Raw genomic sequence first — 23,068 nt, 5'->3', positions numbered from 1 at the left:
TATATGAATACCGTTATTATTTGGTTTATGCTGCATTCACTGTACGCTGTACTCTTACGTTACAGCAAAGATAAAACAAATTACAATTAAATATTTGTCAGAATTAGCTATTCACGCTGCGAATTAATTACTTCGACACGGCTATATAGCCTATTGATTTCATTGTTATTATCGCTATTGTTCGCTCTTGTTGGTTTTTGCTCCTTAATGCGAGGGGAGCGAACGCATTCAAACAGCAAAATATGACATGGCTACAGTTTTACAAGGTTAAGGTTGTGACATTCATAAACTGCATTAGACTTTAGTCAAAATGTGTTTGTTATTCACAGTGGCGTAGAGGTAGATAGATCAATGAACGAACAACTTCAACAAAAACTGGAAGAACTCCTTGTATTGGCAAAGTCACAAGGTGTTTCCATTGTCGGGTTGGTTGATGCGCCAAATACGGAGCGTTGCCACATATTTAAATCGATTGAAGCTGACAGCAAAGCGGGAATTAGAAACCTAGACCAAATTATGATGAGACAGGTGTGTTCTGGGGCGACGGATGGTTGTGATGCATGCCATATGGAGTCATCGAAAGTGTCGCAAGAAAGCTTAGCACTGCTCTTTAGTGAATTGCAGCAACCAAGTTGAAGATCCTGTAATTTAAATGGTGCATTACTTCTAATGCCATGTTCACATTTTATTGTTAATAAAGTCCTCGTTCATCGAGGACTTTTTGTTAACAGAAACTTATCTATTCACCTTGGTTTACCTAGGTTGAACCAGTACACTGTTTGCCACAAAAGTACTGTCGTTTCGCTTTAGCCTTCAGTCAGATAGCGAAACTGACTCCCATCATATCGATAACAAGAATGGATCTATGTTAGATAAACAGTTTGACGCGCAAATACAACATCGAATCGACCAAAAAACCAAACCACTCGGTGCTCTCGGTGCGCTAGAAAACGTGGCGTTTCAGCTTGCCCAGATCCAAAGTAATCGAACCGGTAAGTTTGTGTCGTCGCTCTCCATTGATGCAGCGTCTGTTATTGTCTTTGCTGGGGACCATGGCATCGCCAATCAAGGTGTGAGTATCGCGCCAAGTTCAGTCACGCAGCAAATGGTGCTTAATTTTTTAGCCGGTGGCGCTGCGATTAATTGTTTTTGTCGAACCAATCACTTAGCGTTTTCCGTTGTGGATTGCGGGATGTTGGCCGCGGTAGAGAGCGACTCCCAAGACCTAATTGTTAGTCGTGTGGCAGCAAGTACCCATGACTTTTCCGTTCAGGCGGCGATGTCGATGGAGCAAGTGGCGCAAGGGCTTTCTAGCGGCAGCGAAATCGTCACTCGTAAAGTAAAGGCGGGATGTGAATTACTGATTTTTGGTGAGATGGGCATTGGCAATACGAGCTCTGCTTCAGCATTGCTGTCGAGTATTGCCCAAGTGCCAGTGGAACAAAGCGTAGGCTTTGGTACCGGAATTACTCTAGACCAACTTGCTAGAAAACGTCATTTGGTTCAGCTCGGAATTGAGCGCTGCGCAGACAAATCAGTCATGGAAGTACTGAGTGAAGTTGGAGGCCATGAGATTGTTCATATGGTGGGCGGGTTTATTAGTGCAGCCGAGCACAAAATCCCAGTATTGGTTGATGGGTTCATCGTTTCTGTTGCGGCATTAATTGCGACCCAAATGGTTCCAGAAACTCGCGATTACATGATCTTCTCTCATCGCTCGGATGAAGGGGCACACAAATTGGTGTTGGAGCGCATGCAAGCTCGTCCGTTATTGAATTTGTCTCTTCGATTAGGGGAGGGCACAGGCGCTGCACTGGCATACCCGCTTCTGGCATGCGCGGTCGATTTCTATAATCATATGGCCAGCTTTGAAAGTGCCGGAGTGACGGTGTGAGTGATAAAAGGGATGTCGAGAATCGCGAGGGTGGTGGTATAAAAGATCCGCGTTCTTCGTGGCTATTGGTTCAGTGGCAACTATTTTGCTTGGCTTTGAGTTTTTTCTCTCGTCTTCCCATCCCTGCTTCAACCCCTTATTCCACAGAGCGAATGAATCGTTCTGGGCGCTACTTTGCGCTGGTTGGTCTGCTTCTAGGGCTGATCTGCGCGATAGCGTACCAACTGCTGAATATGGTGTTGCCGTCATCGGTGTCAATTGTAATGACTATGGTCGTGAGTTTGCTTCTAACGGGGGCATTTCATGAAGATGGGTTGGCCGATATGGCGGATGGTATTGGCGGTGGGATGACGCTAGACAAACGCTTAACCATTATGAAGGACAGCCGATTAGGCACGTATGGTGCGGCGACACTGATGATGGGGCTGCTTGTCAAGTTCGTCACATTAGTTGAATTAACGGCTATTACGTCCATGTTCGCGGTGTGGATCGTTGCTTATACCACTAGTCGAGCCGTCGCCGCGTCATTTATATCAACGATGCCATACGTCTCTGACCCAGATGGCAGCAAAAGCAAACCACTTGCCAATACACAACGCCCAAGCGAACTGTTGTTTCTAGCGGGTTGCGGTGTTCTACCCGCTTTATTCATAGGTATCGATTTCACTTTAATCGTTTTTGTTATCGCGGTGGTGTTCCATGTCTTATTTCGACGCTGGTTACAGCTTAGAATTGGTGGCTATACAGGGGATTGCTTGGGGGCAGCGCAGCAAATTATGGAGTTGCTGATCTATCTCGCTTTGCTGGTATATTTAGGGTAATAGGCGGTAATTACTATGCCAATAGAACTTATTTTAGGTGGTGCGCGCTCGGGAAAATCACGCTTTGCGGAAAACCGAGTCAAAGCACTCGCGTCGCAAGCGTCAAAACCACGCACTAGACATTATGTGGCTACGTCGGAAGCCTTAGATGATGAAATGGTAAGCCGGATCAAACATCATAAGCTGCAGCGAGGCGAAGGTTGGAAAGAATGGGAGTGCCCCTGTGATCTTGTCTCGCAACTTGACCGTTTTGATTCAGCGGATGTGGTACTGATTGACTGCCTAACGCTTTGGTTAAACAATGTGATTTATCATCAAGGGGCGTCGTGTAGCAATCAGAGTCTAGAACAAGAAATTGAAAGGTTAGTGGTTGCCCTGCAGCAATGTTCCGCCCATGTGATTCTAGTTTCAAATGAAGTGGGGATGGGGGTCGTACCTATGGGGGCGGTGTCGCGTTTGTTTGTGGATAATGCAGGCAGGATGAATCAGGCTCTGGCACGTATTGCACAGCAAGTGGTGTTGGTGGCAGCTGGGTTACCGCTTACGTTAAAACCGGAGAGTGAGTGAGCACGGAACGGCTAATTCAATGATTAATATTTATCTACTAAGGCACGGTAAAGTGACCGGAAAGGCTGCGCTCTATGGTCATACGGATATTTCAGTACTTTGTGAAGAGAATGATCGTATAGCGGCTAACTTGGGCTCCTTATCCTTAGGGTTAAGGCAGGTGATTACTTCACCCTTAGTCCGTTGTCACAGCGTTGCCGAGCAATATGCGCACCAACAAGCCTTGCCGTTATGCGTGGCGCCTGAACTTAGCGAAATGTACTTTGGGGATCTTGATGGTGTCCCTTTTGATACGATGTCGACGCAAGAGTGGCAAATGCTTGAACCATTTTGGACAGTGCCAGCTCAAATACGGCTGCCTAACGCAGAATCACTCAGTGACTTTCACACTCGTGTTGTCGGTTATTGGGAGTCACTGGCTACACAAAAACAAGACACCTTAGTCGTGACGCATGGTGGGGTCATTAGAATGATTCTCGCCCACCTTCTAGATCTTGATTGGACGAATGCGAAATGGTATTCGACCTTATCTATCCAAAACGGCTCACTGACACATATTCAAATTAACCCTAAATTTCCAGAGCATGTATTGATCAAAGCGATCGGTATGCCGATAAAAGGACCTAACGATGACTAAAGCTATTTGGGATCTGACGATTGCCTATAGTGGATTAGATGATCCAAAAATAGAGCAAGATATCGTATTAATTCAACGTTCGATTGAGCTGCTTGAAAGTTATCAAGACGAGCGAGCGCAAGTGATTGCGATGCAGAACGCGATTCAAACGCAGTCAGCCGCAAGTACACTGTTAGCAACGGTAAATACGCTAGCGACGTGTGCGGCTTCAACCAATGCTATGAATACTCAAGCTAAGCAACTCATTGGACGCATTGCCCAACTGAGCTCTCAACTAGAGCAGGCGTTTACCCCGTATGAAAACACCCTAGCGTTGGCTGACTTCCCCTTTATTGAGCAGGTTTTGGATCATATAGATCCTTGTGTTGCTGGGCAAGGTTTTCAAATAGAGCTGTTGCAGCGCAAGGCGCAAACGCAATTAAGTATAGAGGAAGAGCAGCTATTGTCTGCGATGCAGGTGGACGGTAGAGACGCGTGGGGACGGCTTTACGATAACATCACCGGCGCACTTCAAATCACAATAGAGTGCGATGATAAGCAAGAGATTATCGGTTTTTCTCAAGCGGCGAGTTTGCTTTACGGCAGTGAGTTTGCCAAGCAAGAAGCCGCGTGGAAAGGCATTCAGAGCGCAATGGCGCAACATTGCCATTCCTTCGCCGCCATTTTGAATGCTTTGGCAGGCTGGCGACTGTCGGAAGCGAAGAAGCGCTCTTCTCACCAACCGGAACATTTCTTAGATTCCAGTTTAAGGGAGAATCGTATTCAGCGCGAAACCCTCGATGCGATGATGTCGGTTGCCGAGTCGAACAAGCACATTGGTCAGCGCGCGGGTCGATTGATGGCTAAGGTTCATGGCGGTAGTGCGATGACACCGTGGAACCACCTTGCCGCTATGCCTGCGTTGGGGAAAACTGAGCCACAAGTCTACACATTTGAAGAGGGCATTAATGTTATTAAAGCCGCTTTCGCTACCGTTGAACCCGCGATGGCAGAGTTTGTTCAGACTATGGTTGATAACGGATGGATTGATGCGCAACCATCAGAAAATCGCCGCTTAGGCGCCTATTGTACCAAATTGGCGGCAACGCGTACGCCGTTGGTGTTCATGACATGGGGAGGCAGCCGCTCAGATTTGCTGACCTTAGCGCATGAGCTTGGGCATGCCTTCCATAACTGGGTGATGCGAGACTTACCGCTTTGTCGTACTCGTTATCCAATGACCTTGGCCGAAACTGCGTCTATTTTTGCTGAAAATATTGTTAGAGATTACTTGCTTAGCCATGCGACAAGCCCAGAGCAAAAGTTGGAAATGTTATGGGAAGAGCTTTCTTCAGCTTATGCATTGACCATCAACATCCCTGTTCGCTATGAGTTTGAAAAAGCATTTTATCGAGCACGTGAACGCAATGAACTGGATGCAGAGCAGCTGTGCCAACTGATGTCAGATACTTGGCAAGCCTGGTACGGGGATTCCATGGAAGGGCAGGATCCGTATTTTTGGGCGAGTAAGCTTCACTTTAGTATCTCTGAGTTAAGTTTTTATAATTATCCTTATCTGTTTGGCTACTTGTTTAGCCTAGGGGTATATGCACAACGCTCAGTGAAAGGGGAAGCATTTTATTCCGATTATGTCTCATTACTTAGAGATACGGGATCCTTCTTGGCCGAAGAGGTGGTATCGCAGCATATGGGACGCGACTTAACGCAACCTGAGTTCTGGCAGGAGAGCATGGCAAGGTTGGAACAAAAAGTGGATGAGTTTGAAACATTATTAGCCACCCTTTTGTAATAGGGTGGCAATGAATACGCCATTTACCGTGGACGGTATTGAACCAAAGCGCGGCTAACCAACTCAATTGGTTGTATTTATAGGGGCGATTTGTGTCCAAATTGAAGTCTTTCGTCTCTCTAAACGCGATTTACTTCGATAAACGCGATCATCTCAGTATAAATTTACGCTCTGATTCATTACCATACCGCTGTCAGATAGGGAGCAGCGCATGACGAAATCGTTTTTTCGCCAATCATTTCTTAAAGATACGTTAGAAACCCATATTGAGTTTCAAGCAAAATCCATGGTGACCGATGCCGGTATCAAAATGGATCTTACTCACCGTGGAATGTTGGAAGTGACACCGTGTTCGGTCAATAAGGACACGAAACATATCATCATCTCTTGTGGTATCCATGGCGACGAGACTGCGCCCATGGAACTCGTCGACAAGATGGTGGAAGACATCGAATCTGGTTTTCTTACTTTGAGATCGAGATGCCTGTTTATTATCGCTCATCCAGAGTCGACGAATAAACACACTCGTTACATTGATGAAAACTTAAATCGACTCTTCGATGAACGTTCGCATCCGATGAACCGCGAAGTTGCTATTGCTAAGCATCTTAAGTCTCAGGTGACGGCGTTTTATCAAGGTACATTAGAGTCTCAGCGCTGGCATTTAGATTTGCATTGTGCGATACGTAAATCGGCGCATTATTCCTTTGTAGTGAGTCCTAAGACTCGCCATCCAGTTCGTAGCCAAGCTTTGTTTGATTACGTAGCTAGCGCACATATTGATGCGGTACTACTCTCTAACTCACCATCGAGCACATTTAGCTGGTACTCCGCTGAAAACTTTGCCGCTCAGGCACTAACGATGGAGTTGGGTCGTGTTGCCAAAATTGGTGAAAATGATCTCGATAAATTACTTGCGTTTGATATCGCAACAAGGGACCTACTTTCGGATGAGACGGCCGAGCATATCGCCAAACCTTCGATAATGTATCGTGTCTCCAGAACCATTGCTCGTCATCATGAAGATTTTGACTTTTTGTTTGATGAACAGGTGGCTAATTTCACTGAGTTTAAACACGGTGAAGTATTTGGTCATGATGGCGATAAGCCTTTGATGGCGAAAAATGACAATGAAGCGATTGTGTTTCCTAACCGCAATGTTGAAATTGGTCAGCGCGCGGCATTAATGGTCGTTAAAGTCGCGATTCGCTACGAGGATGACCAACTCGTCTACGATTAACAAAAAACAGTGGCGTATTTTAGCGCCACTGTTATGCTCCTCTTATGAAATTCAATCAGTTACTGAATAGAAACCAGAGACGTTGGCGTAATTTAATTATTGCGATGAGCAGCGTCTTGCTAGGTTGTGCTTTTCTTCACCTTTCAGTAGGTGAAATCTTAATTAATCCATTTTCTCCCAATAGCGCACTTGAGTCGCGACTACTGTATGACTTAAGGATGCCTCGCTTACTTGCCGCTGCGGCGATTGGTGCTGCATTGGCGCTTTCTGGTGCGGCATTGCAAGTGCTGCTGGGCAATGTACTGGCAGAGCCCGGCGTGTTGGGTATTTCGGGCGGAGCCAGCCTAGGTATGGTGTTGGTGTTGTTTATCCTTCCGGTGGCTGCAACGCCTTTAGCATTTATGTTAGCAGGGGTAGGCGGGGCGTTATGCTTCACGTTGCTTCTAGTTGGCATGGCACGCGCCATGCGTCTCACCACGACTCGTCTATTATTAGTTGGTGTTGCGCTGGGTATTTTATCGAGTGCTGTCGTGACATGGGCCTTTTATTTTAGTGATGACTTAAGTATTCGCCAATTAATGTATTGGTTGATGGGCAGCGTAGGCGGGGTGAGTTGGTACCAACACAGCTTGACGTTGATTATGATTCCGGTTGCGTTATGGCTGTGTGCTAAGGGCTCTGTGCTCGATAAGCTCATGGTTGGCGAAGTGCATGCGCAGCAACTGGGTGTTGATGTACACCGTATTCGTTGGCAGTTAATACTTGCGGTGTCGCTATTAGTGGGTGGTTCGGTCGCGTTAGGTGGGGTGATCAGCTTTGTTGGTTTGGTCATTCCTCATTTACTTCGTCTCGCTTTTGGTACTGAGAACCGCTACTTACTACCACTGTCTGCGGTGTCTGGTGCCGCGTTACTGGTGGTTTCAGACATATTAGCTCGCACTGTGCTTGACTCTGCTGAACTTCCCGTTGGCGTGATGACGACGACAATTGGTGCGCCTGTGTTTATTTGGATGTTGGTAAAGAGTCATGATACAGGTTCATAATTTAGCGGTGGGCACGCGTTTATTACCGTTATCGGTGAGGATTCCTCAAGGTAAAGTCACGCATGTTATCGGCCCCAATGGTAGTGGTAAAAGCACCTTTTTATCGGCGTTGGCTGGTGTACTGAGTGCAGAAGGGGAAGCAACCATTGATAATGTATCAATGGCAACGCTGTCATTGGCGGATCTCTCTTTGCTGCGTGCGTACCTAAACCAGTCATCGCGTCCGGCTTTTAATATGCCTGTTTATCAATATTTGTCGCTCTCCATCCCAAGCTGTGCTACCTCAAGTGCTGCGATCAACACAGCGGTAGAAGAGATCACTCAGTTGTTAAACTTAACGTCAATGCTAACTCGAACCGTTCATCACTTGTCTGGCGGTGAATGGCAACGAGTGAGGTTAGCGGCGTGTTGTTTACAGATTTGGAAGCCCATCAACCCCTTTGCCAAGCTACTGATCCTTGATGAACCTTCAGCACCGCTTGATGTAGGCCAAGAAAAATATCTGCACGAAATGATCGCGCGGATTACCCAACAGGGTACCTCGGTCGTCGTCGCCAACCACGATCTGAACGTGACGCTAAAGCGAGCTGATCACGTCGTTATGCTCAACAACGGCGTGTTGGTACAGCAAGGCGATAGCCGCAGCGTATTGACGGAAGAGAACGTGAGTGACGTTTATTCAACCCAAGTGCAGCGGGTGAAGATCAATCAACGGGATTATTTACTTTTTGATGAGTAAGGTGGCGACGGTTTGGTTGGTTGCATTAAAGGTGACAACGAACACAGTTAAGATGGCTACGTTCTGGGAAATGCAAATCTAGCGTACTGGTTAGCTTCAGTCTGTACTATCGTTATAACGGTGTCAATTCAGGCCAGTTCCTAAAACAGATAGACATATGATTCAACTATTTGATGTTGAGAAAGCCTTACGAGACCTTTAGACCTCTAAGGGTTACCTTTTTAACTTTGATTACTTTCGTATCCTTTTTCAAAGAAGGTAGCCCTTATTATTTTAATTGAATCAATATAACTATTTGATAATTAGTTAAAATATCAAAATTCAGGTTCTATCATTCGTAATGATGCCCAGTATCGACACTGTTATACTGTTGATAGCTTTTAGACATTTTTTCAGCAATAGGTTTGAGCATGGTTCGATTCATTTGGATCACGCCCATGGTTTGAGTTGTTTCACTCTCGGGAGAAAACCAATTGAATGCGGTCCACCAAGTGGCGCCGGCAACGGGGCCCTCAGGGTTATATACACCTTTACCGGATACAGGATCCAATAACCAGGCTGCTCTTTTGGCGTAAACTTGATTGAAGGCTTGACTAAACACCTCGGCCTGGTCATTTTGCAGATAATTATTGTCATAACTCCATCGTCCAAATTCTGTGATCAAAATGGGTTTATCTGGATGGTTGCTGCGCCTTAGATCCAGATTTTCACCTTGCTGCTCTTTTAAATGGTCAAAATTGGTATGCTGATTGCCAGGATCGAATCTTCTGTGGTGAGTTTCATCATAGAGATTCAAGCCTACTACATCAGACGCTTCTAAACTTGCATCCCGGCTTCGGTCTTCGGTCGCGATGGCTTGTGCAATTAATCTGGTGTCGTCAAATGGTCGAACCGCTTGCTTAAGTTGCTGCTGAAGCTCTAATCTGCCCGTCTGGTCACCGGATTCATTCATGGTGCCCCAAAACCAAACCGAAGGACGATTATAGTTTGATAGTACCATCTGTTGTATCATCTGACGTGCTTGTCCCTGTCTGATAATTTTGTCAAATTCACGCTTTTCACTTACCCAATAAACGGGAATTTCTTCCCAAATAGCTAACCCTAAACGATCGGCGTATAAGTTAGTGTTCAAATTTGATGGAAAGTGACCCGTGCGCACAAAGTTTGCGTTCAACTTGTGCTTAATTATCTTTAAGTCATCAAGAATGACCTTATTCGGCATTGATGGGCCGTATACCTTGTGATCCTCTGTTCGGCCAATGCCGGCTAGGAAGGGCGCGACCTTGTCGTTAAGATGAATATTGTGTTTTTCCGTGGAAAGCGTCCTCACCCCAAACTGAGTCTGATACTTGTCCAGTATAACGCCACCTTTCATCACTGTGGATTCAAGAACATACAAATTAGGCGTTTTCATCGACCATAAGCGCACATTAGGTAGAGTTAAGCTGGTTCGGTTTATACCAACATGGTTTGGTTTTACGGTGTGAGTTATGGCTTTTCTTTCAACCACTCCGTCCTTTAAATCATCAGCAAACTCAGACAAGATGTTGTTTTCATTTACGCTGGCCTGATAGATATTATGCTCGACAGTTATCCTTTCATCACTAACGCCCTTGTTGTTAAGTGTCGTGGTAATTTCCACTCTGCCTTGGATGTCAATGGGTCTGACATCAGCGCGTGCAATATGAAGTGTATTGCTTACTTCTAGGTAGACTTGACGTAAAACACCAGTATAGGTCCACCAGTCTGAACGCTTTGGGGGGAAATAGATGGGGTCATTAATACCTGGGGTGGCTGTGGTGGTTTGCTTGTTATCAACCCTAACCAGCAAAGTATTCACATCGTCTTGGTTCAAATGCTCACCCACATCAAAACTAAAGGGCAAGTGAGCAACATTATGATGACCAAGGTAGTGGCCATTTAACCAAACGTCAGCCGTGTAGCTGACAGAGTGAAAATTCAGTTTAACTGTTTTCCCTTTCCATTCCCCGTCAGAGTGAAATTGTTTACGGTACCAGGCTCCACCATACTGTTTCATGGAATCACTTGGTTTCAACCCATCCTCATTGCCATTGCCGTTATAATCATTGATCTTATAGCCTGATTTGTTAATCGGCATGGGAACTTGGCTGGTCTCCCAGTTATGGTCATCAAAATCAGCATTTAGCTTGTCTCCCGCTTCCCGTTGCAGTTTTTTGATAATCTCATTTGTTCTTGGCTTTAAACTTAAGCTATCCGTGTCCATATTGCCCGCGTATTGGTAGCGCCAATCCCCGTCCAAACTAATGTACTCACGCCCCTTATGTTTATCGAAAGAAGGGATAACATGCCCATTTTGAAAGAATGTTTGAAAGCTGCCTTTACTCACTGGCTTGACACTTGTGTGGCTGTTGCTAGGCAAGGGTTTTACATTTGGTACAGGGATATTGACAGAGCCGTCTTTCTTAGCAACCGGAGGGGCTTTTCCGTAGTCTGGCTCCTCTCCTTTTTCCTTTAGAAAGTGAACCTGGCTGATAAAATAATCGCCACTCCAGTGCTCACCGACGATGACTTCTTTGAGGCAACTCAGGTCTATTTTGCCCTTGAAGTGCTTATCTAGCTCCAGGCTCATCAAGGTCCATTGGTTTTTAACTGCTTTGTCGTCAGTCCAGCTTGATGCTGTTTGACCTCCGCAATCCTTTAACATCACCCAGGCACTGTTGTTATTATCAGTATCCTTGATATCAAAGCGTAAATGGGACATTGAGCTAGCATCAAACGCATCTTCCTTTGGGAATATATGAATGGATCGGTCTTCTTCAGCGGGTTGCCAACCTCCATTTTTACCGCCAAACGGGGTTAAACGAACCGCGTTAGACTCGCCTTCAGGCCCTCCCCTGTGCACCCAGCCTCCCCGAGTTCCCTTATGGCTTAGGCGGTAGCTCGATTCATTTTCAAAGTCTTGGAATACTATTTTTTTATATCCGCTATCGAACGTTAATTTATCGGTCGGGAGGGGAGTTTCAGTCGCACTAACATTCAAATTAAATATAATTGAGATGCCAGTGAATATCACACGCATGGGCGAAGTAAATGGTTTTTTAATAAGCATATTATCTTCTCATTTAGAAGCAAGCTTCTTTTAATAGTTACAGTTATCAATATCAAAAGAAAATTTGATATTGATAATAACTTTGCATTACATCTAAATGGATTAACAATCAAAGACTGCAGCAAAATTACTACGGTTTCTGATTTGTATTAGTATGATTTTCTCGCTAGTCTTCCTTTGTGTGATTTTGCATCAATGGCTTAGAGGTGGTTCTTGTGACTTATTAATGGTTGGTTTAATAACGTTCATGTTTAATCTTCTATAAGGTAAATGTTTTGGACATAACACGCTGATAATGACCCGTTTATTTCAAAGTTACTTATTGCACTGCTACCTATAAATAACTTTTAAATGTAGGTGACCAAAAAATAACTCGATTGCATCACATCGAATGTACTTTAACTCATAATAAGATGAAGAATAATGCCTTTTAATTGCTATAGAAAAAAAAGATTGGCCATTTTAATTCCAAGCGCTTTCATGTCTATCACGCTGGTATCGACAATGGTCAGCGCACAGCCTTGTAGTGCAGTTTTTCCAGATATATTTCAAACAGTCAATGGTGGCACGTTAAAGTTAGGCTGGACAACCGACATAAAAACAGCGAATGGTGACGCCACATTACCGGTTGCAAAATTTGGCGATGAAAATGTAATAAAGTATGGGGTGAAATGTGATGGCGGTGAATGCATTGCAGTGGGAGACGGTGATGTTAAGTCAATAGATCGCGTTGTCATTCCCAGTGCTGACGGAGGCGAGAAGATATCTAATTCAGGTGAGCTAACAGGTAAAAAATACGCATCTGTCAGCGTGCCAATGCGCAGTGAAACACGCTTGGTCGCCCCCAGCGATGGAATGATAATAGGTCAGCTCTCATTACAATATCGAGCGACCATTACACTATCATCTGGAGATTATTATATAGGAGAGTTAACAAATGAGTCGCCTCATCCGATTATAAAATCAAACGGTGATGGACCAGTAAGGATATTTGTTAACCGCGCGTACAGTGCAGCCTATAACACCCAAATCTTAGGCTCAACCGACAGCCCAATACTCTTGCATGTAAATGATAGTATTAATACTCAAACTAACTTCATTACTGCAAATACGCTGCTTTCTTCTGCCAGTTCGATAAAGATTGGTGCAAATAGTGACCATAACCCCAATGGGCAAACAATAGGGCTTTCCGGTGGCTTTAACGCGCCAAATATCGAGCTGGAAAATAACCAAGAAAACCTAAAATTCGTTGATGTTGCTGATAAATTTAGTTCTTGTGATATGAATGACAATGGCGGCGGTATTCCAGTAGGGTGGGAAAAAGTGGGTAGCATAGTCGGCACTAAATTAGAAGCCAACTACATCGCGAGGGCCATCATTGAAAATGCCACTAACAACGAGAAGCAAAAATTTGACTTTCGCATTAGAGACGACTTTATGGGTGAAGCCGATTATTGGCCAATGGAGCTTGCCAAGGTTGTTAACCAAAATGGCGGGGGTAAGGTAAAGGCTGGCGTAAAACAAGAAGGCCAGGCTGACCCAATACCAGAAAGAAGTGTCAGCGGTAATGATATCTGGAGCAAGGATAAGAGTGCAAAGGCTAAGGTTATCACCCTATTAAAACTGCATAACATACATGAGATAACGGCGAGCACTTCGCTTAAGGTTGGCGCGGTTGTGAAGGCAACGATTGATCATAAAGGCGAACTTTATCAGGTTGAGTTTAAGGTAGAAGAAGCAAATAAGGGAGACATGCTCCAATGGCCGTTTGAGCTGGCAAAAAGGATTAATGAAAAAAATATACCCGGCATTCAGGCTGGCAACAGGAATATTGAAGGTGTTGTTGCTCCAGTGCAGTCTAAAAAAGGCAATAAGGTATGGTCAACGCATAAGCAGTCCAAATTTGAGCTCAAGATCACCCACCCCGGGGGAGGGGTTCTCCCCCCAGATGACAGGATCCCACCCATCGCTTGTGAGCGAGTGTTTGATGATGTACTGCAAACAAGTGGGAACGGCAGAATTATTATTGACTGGAAGACCAATATTGCCCAAACCAGTACGGGTACAGGACGATTACCAACAAAAAACCTCTTTAACTTCCATGGTCAAGGGGACGGTTATTTAGGAGACGTTCCAGATTATGCTGGTGACTTTAGAAAGTTCGATAGAGCCGTCGTGAATGGGTGTGATCGTGCTCATGACCAACCTAGCTCCCGCCATGAATGTCGCGTACGAGACAATAGCCATATAGTCTCTATTGGGAGGTTTAATATCCCTAAACCAGTAAATGGTAGTACACACGAGAATATTACACACGGAGAGTTCAAAGCGAGCAATTATGAAAGGTTGCGCTCTCAATATCAGGCAAACCTACGTTTAACTGCACCGCCGGAAGGCATGCGCATAGGTACCATAGATTTTGACTCTGGTACTAAGGTCACTTTTGGCTCTGGTGATTATTTCATTCAAGAGTGGCAAGACAGTGACAAAAGAAACCAGGTTCATTTCGAGACAGCCGGAGAAGGCCCGGTGCGTATCTTTTTTGATAATCAATCGCCCCTTATTATTCCTCACAAGTTTAAGGTTGTTGGTAATAATGAAAAATTATCTCCGATATGGATACACTCCAATAGTTCTATCAATGACTTAAAACATGCGGCGGGTCACTCCAATACTTCAACTTTTGTCGATACGGCACTTTCTGCCGCTGACAATGTATATCTTGGGTTTCAATGGGAATTTACTGGCGCCGTTAACGCCAGTAAAGTATTTGCCCATAGGGACGCTAAACTGGAGTTTAGTAATGTCAAAGACTATCTCAATTGTGGTGCAGAAACCCCGGATATTCCGGAGGTAGAAATACAACCTAACGTACTGGAGGTAACGGCGACCACTGATGTAATTGAAGATGGAAAAAATCCGCTTTATTGGTTATTTGAACGCAATGCAGATATGGGGGCTGGCGCGTTTACCCTGACAGGTTTTGAGTTCAGGCTCAATCTTGCCAAACCGGCTATTGTCACTCAGCTTGCGATGAAGCATGGTCACTTGCCATGGGGCCAGGTGAAGGAAATGAAATTGACCAATTCCTACGGTCAGTCCATAACACTTAATCCTTCCGCGTTCACATCAACAACGGTAGATGAGGCTGAAAGTGAAGGCACGCCTACGGGGCCCTGGGAAACCCTTGACCTCAGCGAAAGCTTTACCATGCCAACCGAATATGTTGATGTCGAAATATTAGATGCAACCAAAGGTAACATGGACGCTTATGGTTGGGGTGGCATCAGTGGCATGGATCTATTTGGTTTCGAAACACCAGACAAAACTGCTCTTCCTGAGATAAGCAACTTTTCGGTAACTGAATTAAGCGACACAGATGCCATAGTATCTTTTGATTCCAATGTACCCATTTATGCAAGAGTGTTATTTTCGAGCAATGTACAATCTGTTATAGAAACTAACGCTGGACAGCATTTAGAAAACGTTCACCAAGTGCGCATATCCACTAACGGAGAGGGCGAGTTAAAAGGCCTTGTCAGTGTGATTGCGGTTAACCAAGATGGGCGTTCGATTCAAGAGTGGAACGATACCCTAGTGAAACCAGCCTATCTGAGTGCATCTAGTGGGATCGCTAAAGGTATTGGTGATGTCACCTTTAAAGATAATGATGGCAATTGGATCAATGCACCTCATATCTACAACAGAGATGGGTTTAAAACCGACTATATCACCTCATGGTTGACGCCAGATAATGCTTGGAATGAGTGGCTGGATACCAAATTATTAAGTGATATCTATAATGATGGAAAACTGTTTCAGGCCATTAGTTTCCAGTTTGGCGATAACCCAAGTATCCCCAGTGACTCTGAAAGAGCCAAATATCTGGACTATATTCAAAATTTCGCGGCACGTATTCAAGATGCTCGTAAAATGGCGAACCCAGGAGCTAATACGAATACATTGATTAGTATCGAGGCAGAATACAATGCTCCAGGAGGCAATTTAAAGAATTGGCCTGGCTACAGTAAGCTGATGAATGATGCGATGAATATTCTCCATAGTAATGATATTGATGTTTGCTTGTTTGCAGGATCCTGGGACTTTCACAACTATATTCCCAAGTCATTGGAAGATGCTGCGCCAAATGCCGATTGCTTTGCAACCCAAAGAATGGCAGCTTCGACAGATAGCACTCATGGCTTTCAGGACACCAGCACTCCTCATGAACAACTCGTGTGGGATCGAGAGTACCTTATTCACGGTACCGTGGCCGAAAAGGCATTTAAATCTAAAGATGAAGTGATTCGATTTAGTAATTATCTGAGACGTAAATTTATGCGTCCCGTTCGATTAGATTACCTCATGGTGTCTGAACATCCTGGTTCACTTCGTGATTTTGAAAAACCACAAGATGCTCAAGAGATAACTAGCTGGTCAGGAGCCCAAGAGTATGTTGCTAAGCAGTTCTGTGAACAGCGACAGGATTTAATCGATGCAGGCCTAACGGCTATGTCTTGGATGGCATATCGAGATAACCCCAACTTAGGTGGCCCTTATGGTGCAGCAGAAAAACACAAAGGTTTGTTGAATAAACATCATCAAGAAAAGTCACCAGAGTTAGCGACATCAGTCTGGGAGATTTGGAACCAATGTAAAGACTAACCTGACCATGTGTCCAGTCTACAATCCAATACATAAAATGCTGGATAAGGGCTGTACATGTAAAGACGAAATGCTTTAGGAGTAAAAGTTAAAACTAAATATTAGTTTGATGCCAACAATATTGATGGCATCAAACTATTCAATAGTTCCAGTAAAAAATAGGTCAATTAGCATTTTATTTAGACAGGAACACTCTGTCACTTTACTTGCAAAGGTCCGACGAAACAACATTGAAAGAGCTAGTGATACATTTGGCTATTACCGGGCGATTCTGGTTAAACAAGGGACACTAATTATCTGTCTGAGAGAAGGAGGGATCTTGTGAGAGTTAGCTCATCTCTAAACCGTGTATTCTAGTAAGCCTTTGAGATGGTAGCACTCACCACCCATGAACTTGCCATAATCTTCTTTTATCTAAGCCTAGTCGCTGCCATATCAAAACCTTGGGTATTATGTGCGAATCAGCTGCTGTCAGACTTAGTATCAGAGTTCCTGCCATACTGAACTAATTCATTAATAGTTAAACTAGCAAAATCAATGACTCATTTTGGTCTAAAAGCTTGTTGGTTTAACCATAAAATTGTTGTGATCACCAAGCGATTCTGTCGGTGCATGTAGCAAGCGTCAAGTAGATTCCTTTCATTCAAAGGAATGACGAATGGTTGGGATGTGTTAGTTGCTAATTCAGAAGCGCTTTTGAGAAAAAATGAGCTACAGCATTAAACTTCCAAACAGATGGCATAAAAAAAGGGCCGCAGGGCCCTTTCTTACAAACTTACTTGCAGTAAACGTTATACGATCGGTGCTAAGTCAGCAGGGCGGTAGTAAACCGACTTGAGTACTTTGCCTTTACGGATGGTTTTAGCATCGGACACGAAGTCTTCCGCACACTTAGCAATAACGTAAGCCCCTTTTTGAACCGCCATCAAAGTGATGCCTTGGGTCGCATAATGCGCTTCTGTTTCTGCGTATTCTTGTTCGTTACGACAAACTTTGCTCATGTTGCTGGAATGGATTTCATCCCAGCACTTGATGAAGTCGATGTTGCGATTCGCTGCCACGTGCAGTAGCAATTCAATCAAATAGCTAATGGCTACGTTTGCTTCGACTTTGTCGTCACCTAAGTGCACCAGTCGCCCCATCAATACGTAAACAGAGTCGATGATGGCATCAGCTTGTTCTACTTTTGAATCGGCTTCTGCAAGCTCCGTCATCTCCTCGATAGCTAGCGAGCTGTGCAGCGTATCGGCTGCGTCGTCTAGTGTCTCGGGTGCGTTAACCGGTAAGTCGAACGTGGCACGAAACTCAGTGATATCACGATAAAGGTGGGCAAAAATCTCTGGTGTCAGTTTTGTTAGTTTCATTGATAATTATTCGTTAGGCAACAATGCTTGTGATCCTATCAAACGCGTTTCGTTATAGCTAGATTAAGTTAGCATCGTGAAGGAGAAGACACACTCTGTGACTAATTTTACCTTGTAAAATTAGTGGCGATTCTATAAGGTTTATATACAAAGTGATTGATATTTTACAAGGTTTTGCTTGTGAGGCTATCACGTCATATACTTTTATTAGATTAAAATGATGGAGTGGTGACCGCTCGGTTGTTTATGGTTAATGTCTGACAGGCGGTGAATGGCTTTTGTTAGGCAGCCAGTTTCAAAAGGTACACGTACTTTTTGGAAACGACGTTTTGGAATTAGGGTCCCGATTCGTCACAAAAAGCCACCTCGAAAGAGGTGGCTTTTTACTTGATGATGTTTGCCTTCTAAAAACCGAATGTAAATACGTTGTGATTTAGCCACATTCCGATAGGTCTTGGTAAAAGCTGTCGAATTTTCCCCACAAATGAAGCAGCTGATTGAGCGCTGGGTCGTCAATAAATTTTGCGTTAATGTGCTCGTGCCCGCTCATTAGTACTAAAAAATGGCTTGTGATGCGTTTTGCTTGTGGAATCGCATGCCACTGCGCCAATAATTCGTTTTCGCTGACCTCATTGCTGCGCGCAAGCTCAATACCGCTGTCTTCATTACGCATAAAAATAGCAAGAGACATTTTCATGATTGCTCCATTGTCGCACACGACTTTTGAGCGAGATGGTAACAGTTATTACTTTACCTATCACCATATGGAATAGTGAAATTTGTGAGCGTTTGTAAAGCCTTTATGGCGGGCGATGACACACTAGCGTGAGTCGGGTGTTGAGCATCTGCATTTATGCGCTAAGGCGAGGATTAATCGCTGGCAATCACTTGTTGAGATGGGGTATTTGCATCGTTGTGCTGCATTGAATCCATGACGTCGTAGGTGATGCAGTAGGTGATAAGTAATACGAGTGGAATAAATTTGATCCAAGCTTTCATAACGATAGTCTCTAATAGGTGAATACTGAGAAATTATCACTCACTTGGTTACGATGAAATCGCTATTATCGCAATGTTACTTTGCTGTCTTCACTCATTCTTGTTATGCCAGCGTTGACAGTATTCATCTCTAAAGAAACGAATACTGTCAAGCTAACGGCTATCGGTCGAGTTAGCTGACAAATAGATATGGGAATAGTTTTTTACGCTCAACTTCACTAAGGCCATTGACACGGGCAATATTGTTATCGGGTATGGCGTCTGGATCCGGGTAGTGCTTAAGTACTTTTGCCATACTCGCTTCACGAATTAAATGAAAAATAGGATAAGGGGAACGGTTCGTTAGGTTTTCTGCGTCTTCAGGTTCGGCACCACCAAAACAGTAGTTTGGATGGAAGGTAGCCACTTGATAGATGCCTTCCCAGTCATTTTGCTTAATGAGCGCTTCTACCCAATCGATAAAGAAGTTGTAGTCCATGAAGTCATCAAGCATGTTAGGCACAACGACCAAAGTCGTTTCGAGGTCTTCGGGCTCAGTTTGCTCCAATAGCATGAGTTCTCCCAAAATATCCTCTAGCAGTCCTTCTTCTTTATTCGCTAAGCTGACAAAGGTCTTGATCTGCTTATTGCGCTCTGGTTTTGCAGCAAAAGGGCATAAATTTAGCCCGATTACGACCTCTTTTAACCATTGTTGGACTTGCCCTTCAATGTGGACAATTTCTTCTCGTAACGACATAACACTCTACCGATAAAATTCTTAAATCGGATTATATGATCGCTGAAGACGTTTCGCTAATAATCGCTCAAAATAACCGTTAAGCGGGAGAGTTGACGACTAGCACAGACTCGCTGACAAGTTTTAGCTTCCAACAAAGAGCGAATAGCAGTAAGTATAATATTCCCCCTCCTTCTACGACCCCGAGCCATTGAGAGTGTTGCCAGCAATAAAGTAGAAAGAATCCCCCTAAACTGCCGCCTATGTAATAGTGCACCAAATATAATGCAGTTGCGGTCGCTTTGGCCTGTTGCGCTTTTTGGCTTACCCATGCATAGGCTAAGGTATGCGTAAAGAAAGCGCCGCCACTAATGAATAGTAACCCAACAACCATTGCTGGAATGGTGTCGACAATGGCAATGAGCATCCCACATAGGCTAATGGTCGCACCGAGTGCCATTCCGGTGATAGGGGGAAAGTGACGACTCCAAATACCACTCCATTTGGAGCTTAGTGTACCAGCGAGGTAGCAAAGAAAAATCAGTGCCGCCATTGCGATGGGCAGGTTGTGAGGCTCACTGACTAGCCTAAACCCCATGACTGAATATAGGTTAACAAACAAAGCAAAATTTACCCCGCCAATCAGCATGGCAAGCCATATATTGCGATTGGAGAGATGCATCACTAAAGCTCGGTTGTGGTGGCGGAACATGCCTCTAGTGGGTTTAAAGTGTTTTTGTTGCGGAAGCAGCCATGCCACTATTAAGACGCATACAAAGGTAAAGCAAGCGATAACAATGACAGCGGTTTGCCAATCAAACATATCGGTTAATACGCCTCCTGCGATACGGCCGGCGATTCCCCCCAAAGAATTGGCTGCAATGTAACCGCCAATCGCATTGTTAAATGCTTCGCTAGAGAGCTCCTCAACCATATAGGCGACAGCAACAGAGGCAAATGCGGCTAAAGCAAACCCCATTAACGCGCGCAGCATAACAAGCGATAATAAGCTTGTCGTAAGTAGCATTAATGCGCCAATGACAGGCAGTAGAAATAGCCCAGTTAACATGACCGCGCGTCGTCCCAAGCTCTCTGAACTGATTGCCCATGGCACCAATGAAAGGGAAAGTGCTAACGTTGCAGCGGCAAAGACCCAATTGATTTCGGTTTCAGAAACCGCAAAATGCTGTGAGAGTTGGGGCAGGATTGGTTGAAAGACATATAGGTTACAAAATACCAGAAATGAACCGAGTGAAAGTCCCCAAGTCACTTTACTATATTCTGCTGAATGTCGTTCAATCACAAATCACCTCATTTGGTTTCTAAATGCCGACTAAAATGCAGCAATGTGACGAAATTATCACCTGAGTGGTAATAAATAAAATATATTAAAAATATCACTATAATATATTTTGTTTATATGGATATTCGACAGCTCAAACATTTCCTCGCGGTGGCTCGAGAGCAAAACTTTACCCGAGCAGCAAAGAAGGTAAACATTGCTCAACCTGCGTTAAGTATCTCAATTAAAAAATTTGAACAACAATTGGGTGTTCAGCTATTTTCCCGGATCGACAAGCAGGTGGTGTTGACTCAGGAAGGGCGGGCGCTGAAGCCGCACGCCCAAAAAATATTGCAGCAAGTCGACGACGCGACATTGGCCATTGATGAGCTGAAAGGCTTGCTGAAAGGGGAGGTGCGTTTAGGCACTCCAAGCATGATGGGGAGCTATTTTTTCCCAAAAATCATCATGGCGTTTAAATCAAGGTACCCCAACTTAAAAATGACAGTGGTTGAAGCGGGCACGCAAGATATTCGTAAAATGCTACTGGCAGGGGAGATTGATTTAGGCGTTATTCGCAACACCGATGTACCGGATGACTTAGATGTCGACCCCATTTACCGTTCAGAGATGGTTGCGGTAATGAGCGAACACCATCCTTTTGCGTCGCAAGACACATTAACCTTTGACGCGTTCTTTCAAGAAGAGTTGGTGATGTTCAAGCCGGGTTATTTTCACCGGGATTTTATTGATGAAGAGTGTCAAAGAAGAGGGGTAGAAGCTCAGTTTTCTTACGAAACGAACTTACTGCCGATGATTTTAAGCATAGTAAAGCAAGACTTTGCTATCACCGCTTTATTAGAATTGGTAACGGAGCACGAACCCAAAACGCGCGGTGTCTCGTTTGATCCACCTGTTTTTGTCGATCTTGCGTTAGCATGGCGTAAAGATGGCTATTTGTCTCGCGCTGATAGAGCGTTTATGGAATACATTAAAAATCACACGTAAGTGTGCAATGAGACAAGGCAGGCGCAGTCTATCCGACCTTGTCTTTTCTATGGTTCCCAATGAAAGCGCGTATTTAGTGACCAACGGTTTTTGACAATAAGTTCACGATAAGAACTCCGGCAAGAATAAACCCAATGCCGACTAATGCTGGTAAATCGAGTTTTTGACCGTAAACAAAGTAGCTAACGGTGGCGACTAACACGATACCGGCACCACTCCAAATCGCGTACACTACGCCAACGGGCATGGTTTTGACCGTAACGGACAGTAAAAAGAAAGCGATACCGTAACCAATGAGCACAATAATACTGGGTGATAACTTGGTGAATTGTTGTGTTTTTGGAATGAATGAAGTGGCAATCACCTCAGCTACAATGGCAATAGAAAGTGCAATGGCTGGGGGCAACGAAACAAGTAGTTGGAACATATAGCAACACGCCGCATAGATGAACACGAAACAACTCGTATTCTGTGGCGCGAAGTATAATTAAAAAATATTGATTTGGAAGTACGGAAAGCGTAATTGATTATTACGGCATTGCAATAATCTAGCTACGTATTATCACTCGTCTGGAAGGAGTAGCGGTTCTCTTTCCAGACCGGACGGATTTGCCTTGATAGCGGCTAGATGAAATAGCCGAAAAGTTAACGTGAAGCCGATGCAGTGTGTCCGTTACAGCTTGTCGAGAGTGATATCGTCAAAGCGATAGACTTCGCCGCCAAATTCCGTTGAAAATGCCTTGGCATCAGACTCTTGGCTAAAACTTGCCAATGTCTTGCCCATTGCTCCGGTTTGATTCGAACCAATGACATACCACGCTGTTTTGCCGTCAATAAAATACTCATTTTCTGGTTTCTGCCAGGGCGTTTTACTCATGTCATGGACAAAGACCTGTTCGATCTGGCGCTGGTTATCTGGCTGTAAAATATAGCTAAACATATCTTTGGTGGAGCAGAAGCGAACCGTTGTGTCGCTGCCTTTTTGATAGGCTTGCCCTTTTGGTCCGGGGTAATTGGTGATGACCATGCCACATAGATGGCATTCGTCGGCGCTTTCGATAGCTTGGGCTTGCCGAATAACTTGCTGTTGTTCCGACTCTCCGCAGCCAAAGAGGAGCAAGGCGAAAATAGGGATAATCAGTGATTTAATGATATTCATTAGTAGTCGTCCTTTGTCTTTTGGAGATTTGAGTCATTCAAGGTATATCGGTATT

General features: G+C 44.4%; 19 protein-coding genes. 11 read left to right on the top strand and 8 right to left on the bottom strand.

Going from position 1 to position 23,068, the window contains the following annotated elements:
* Positions 1 to 351 precede the first annotated feature (351 nt).
* The 9 genes from L4D05_RS06015 (at position 352) to btuD (ending at position 8,730) form a co-directional block, all read left to right on the top strand.
* Entirely contained in the window at positions 352 to 636 is a 285-nt protein-coding gene (locus tag L4D05_RS06015; RefSeq protein ID WP_428751074.1) for a hypothetical protein, read from the top strand.
* 229 nt (positions 637 to 865) lie between these two features.
* A complete protein-coding gene (cobT, locus tag L4D05_RS06010; protein ID WP_428793332.1) occupies positions 866 to 1,894 on the top strand; it encodes a nicotinate-nucleotide--dimethylbenzimidazole phosphoribosyltransferase in 1,029 nt (342 codons plus the stop codon).
* Positions 1,895 to 1,932: 38 nt separating this feature from the next.
* Entirely contained in the window at positions 1,933 to 2,715 is a 783-nt protein-coding gene (locus tag L4D05_RS06005; RefSeq protein WP_428793557.1) for an adenosylcobinamide-GDP ribazoletransferase, read from the top strand.
* A gap of 15 nt (positions 2,716 to 2,730) precedes the next feature.
* Entirely contained in the window at positions 2,731 to 3,282 is a 552-nt protein-coding gene (cobU, locus tag L4D05_RS06000) for a bifunctional adenosylcobinamide kinase/adenosylcobinamide-phosphate guanylyltransferase (RefSeq protein ID WP_428793331.1), read from the top strand.
* A gap of 19 nt (positions 3,283 to 3,301) precedes the next feature.
* Positions 3,302 to 3,919 carry a histidine phosphatase family protein gene (locus L4D05_RS05995; protein WP_428793330.1) on the top strand — a complete coding sequence of 206 codons (618 nt, stop codon included), beginning with the start codon at positions 3,302 to 3,304 and terminating at the stop codon, positions 3,917 to 3,919.
* Positions 3,912 to 5,708: a M3 family oligoendopeptidase gene (locus tag L4D05_RS05990; protein ID WP_428793329.1), complete on the top strand. Its 1,797-nt coding sequence runs from the start codon at positions 3,912 to 3,914 to the stop codon at positions 5,706 to 5,708. The genes L4D05_RS05995 and L4D05_RS05990 overlap by 8 nt, the downstream gene beginning before the upstream one ends.
* A gap of 211 nt (positions 5,709 to 5,919) precedes the next feature.
* A complete protein-coding gene (locus L4D05_RS05985) occupies positions 5,920 to 6,948 on the top strand; it encodes a succinylglutamate desuccinylase (RefSeq protein ID WP_428751069.1) in 1,029 nt (342 codons plus the stop codon).
* A 44-nt stretch (positions 6,949 to 6,992) separates the two neighbouring features.
* Entirely contained in the window at positions 6,993 to 7,991 is a 999-nt protein-coding gene (gene btuC / locus L4D05_RS05980) for a vitamin B12 ABC transporter permease BtuC (protein WP_428793328.1), read from the top strand.
* Positions 7,975 to 8,730, top strand: coding sequence for a vitamin B12 ABC transporter ATP-binding protein BtuD (btuD, locus tag L4D05_RS05975; protein ID WP_428793327.1), 756 nt, complete (start codon positions 7,975 to 7,977; stop codon positions 8,728 to 8,730). Before btuC ends, btuD begins: the two co-directional genes overlap by 17 nt.
* A gap of 331 nt (positions 8,731 to 9,061) precedes the next feature.
* On the opposite strand, the gene L4D05_RS05970 is transcribed toward btuD, so the two are convergent.
* Positions 9,062 to 11,821 (bottom strand): glycoside hydrolase family 2 protein, encoded by a 2,760-nt coding sequence (locus tag L4D05_RS05970; protein WP_428793326.1) that lies wholly within the window; start codon positions 11,819 to 11,821, stop codon positions 9,062 to 9,064.
* A 480-nt stretch (positions 11,822 to 12,301) separates the two neighbouring features.
* On the opposite strand from L4D05_RS05970, the gene L4D05_RS05965 reads away from it, so the two are divergent.
* The gene (locus tag L4D05_RS05965; RefSeq protein WP_428793325.1) at positions 12,302 to 16,486 is read left to right on the top strand and encodes a hypothetical protein; all 4,185 of its coding nucleotides are present in this window, start codon (positions 12,302 to 12,304) and stop codon (positions 16,484 to 16,486) included.
* Between the two features lie 791 nt (positions 16,487 to 17,277).
* On the opposite strand, the gene L4D05_RS05960 is transcribed toward L4D05_RS05965, so the two are convergent.
* The 5 genes from L4D05_RS05960 to L4D05_RS05940 all read right to left on the bottom strand — a co-directional run bounded on the left by L4D05_RS05960 (position 17,278) and on the right by L4D05_RS05940 (position 20,867).
* A complete protein-coding gene (locus tag L4D05_RS05960; RefSeq protein ID WP_265673227.1) occupies positions 17,278 to 17,850 on the bottom strand; it encodes a nucleoside triphosphate pyrophosphohydrolase family protein in 573 nt (190 codons plus the stop codon).
* A 433-nt stretch (positions 17,851 to 18,283) separates the two neighbouring features.
* The gene (locus L4D05_RS05955; RefSeq protein ID WP_428793324.1) at positions 18,284 to 18,547 is read right to left on the bottom strand and encodes a hypothetical protein; all 264 of its coding nucleotides are present in this window, start codon (positions 18,545 to 18,547) and stop codon (positions 18,284 to 18,286) included.
* A 173-nt stretch (positions 18,548 to 18,720) separates the two neighbouring features.
* Complete coding sequence (locus tag L4D05_RS05950) at positions 18,721 to 18,849, bottom strand: hypothetical protein (RefSeq protein ID WP_265673225.1); 129 nt, start codon at positions 18,847 to 18,849, stop codon at positions 18,721 to 18,723.
* Positions 18,850 to 19,021: 172 nt separating this feature from the next.
* A complete protein-coding gene (locus L4D05_RS05945) occupies positions 19,022 to 19,585 on the bottom strand; it encodes a DUF1415 domain-containing protein (RefSeq protein ID WP_428793323.1) in 564 nt (187 codons plus the stop codon).
* Positions 19,586 to 19,664: 79 nt separating this feature from the next.
* Positions 19,665 to 20,867 (bottom strand): MFS transporter, encoded by a 1,203-nt coding sequence (locus tag L4D05_RS05940; protein WP_428793322.1) that lies wholly within the window; start codon positions 20,865 to 20,867, stop codon positions 19,665 to 19,667.
* Between the two features lie 117 nt (positions 20,868 to 20,984).
* Here L4D05_RS05940 and L4D05_RS05935 point away from each other — a divergent pair, with 117 nt between their 5' ends.
* Positions 20,985 to 21,854, top strand: a complete 870-nt coding sequence (locus tag L4D05_RS05935) for a LysR family transcriptional regulator (protein WP_428751059.1) — start codon at positions 20,985 to 20,987, stop codon at positions 21,852 to 21,854.
* A gap of 73 nt (positions 21,855 to 21,927) precedes the next feature.
* On the opposite strand, the gene L4D05_RS05930 is transcribed toward L4D05_RS05935, so the two are convergent.
* Both L4D05_RS05930 and L4D05_RS05925 read right to left on the bottom strand, forming a co-directional pair.
* Positions 21,928 to 22,281, bottom strand: coding sequence for a DMT family transporter (locus tag L4D05_RS05930; RefSeq protein ID WP_265673220.1), 354 nt, complete (start codon positions 22,279 to 22,281; stop codon positions 21,928 to 21,930).
* 246 nt (positions 22,282 to 22,527) lie between these two features.
* Positions 22,528 to 23,013, bottom strand: coding sequence for a nitrous oxide reductase accessory protein NosL (locus L4D05_RS05925; protein ID WP_428793321.1), 486 nt, complete (start codon positions 23,011 to 23,013; stop codon positions 22,528 to 22,530).
* Between the last annotated feature and the right edge of the window lie 55 nt (positions 23,014 to 23,068).

Source organism: Vibrio nomapromontoriensis, from assembly GCF_050337205.1.
GTDB classification, from domain to species: Bacteria; Pseudomonadota; Gammaproteobacteria; order Enterobacterales; family Vibrionaceae; genus Vibrio; species Vibrio nomapromontoriensis.
The sequence above is the reverse complement of the archived record's forward strand: the minus strand, read 5'-3'. Positions and strand labels throughout refer to the sequence as shown.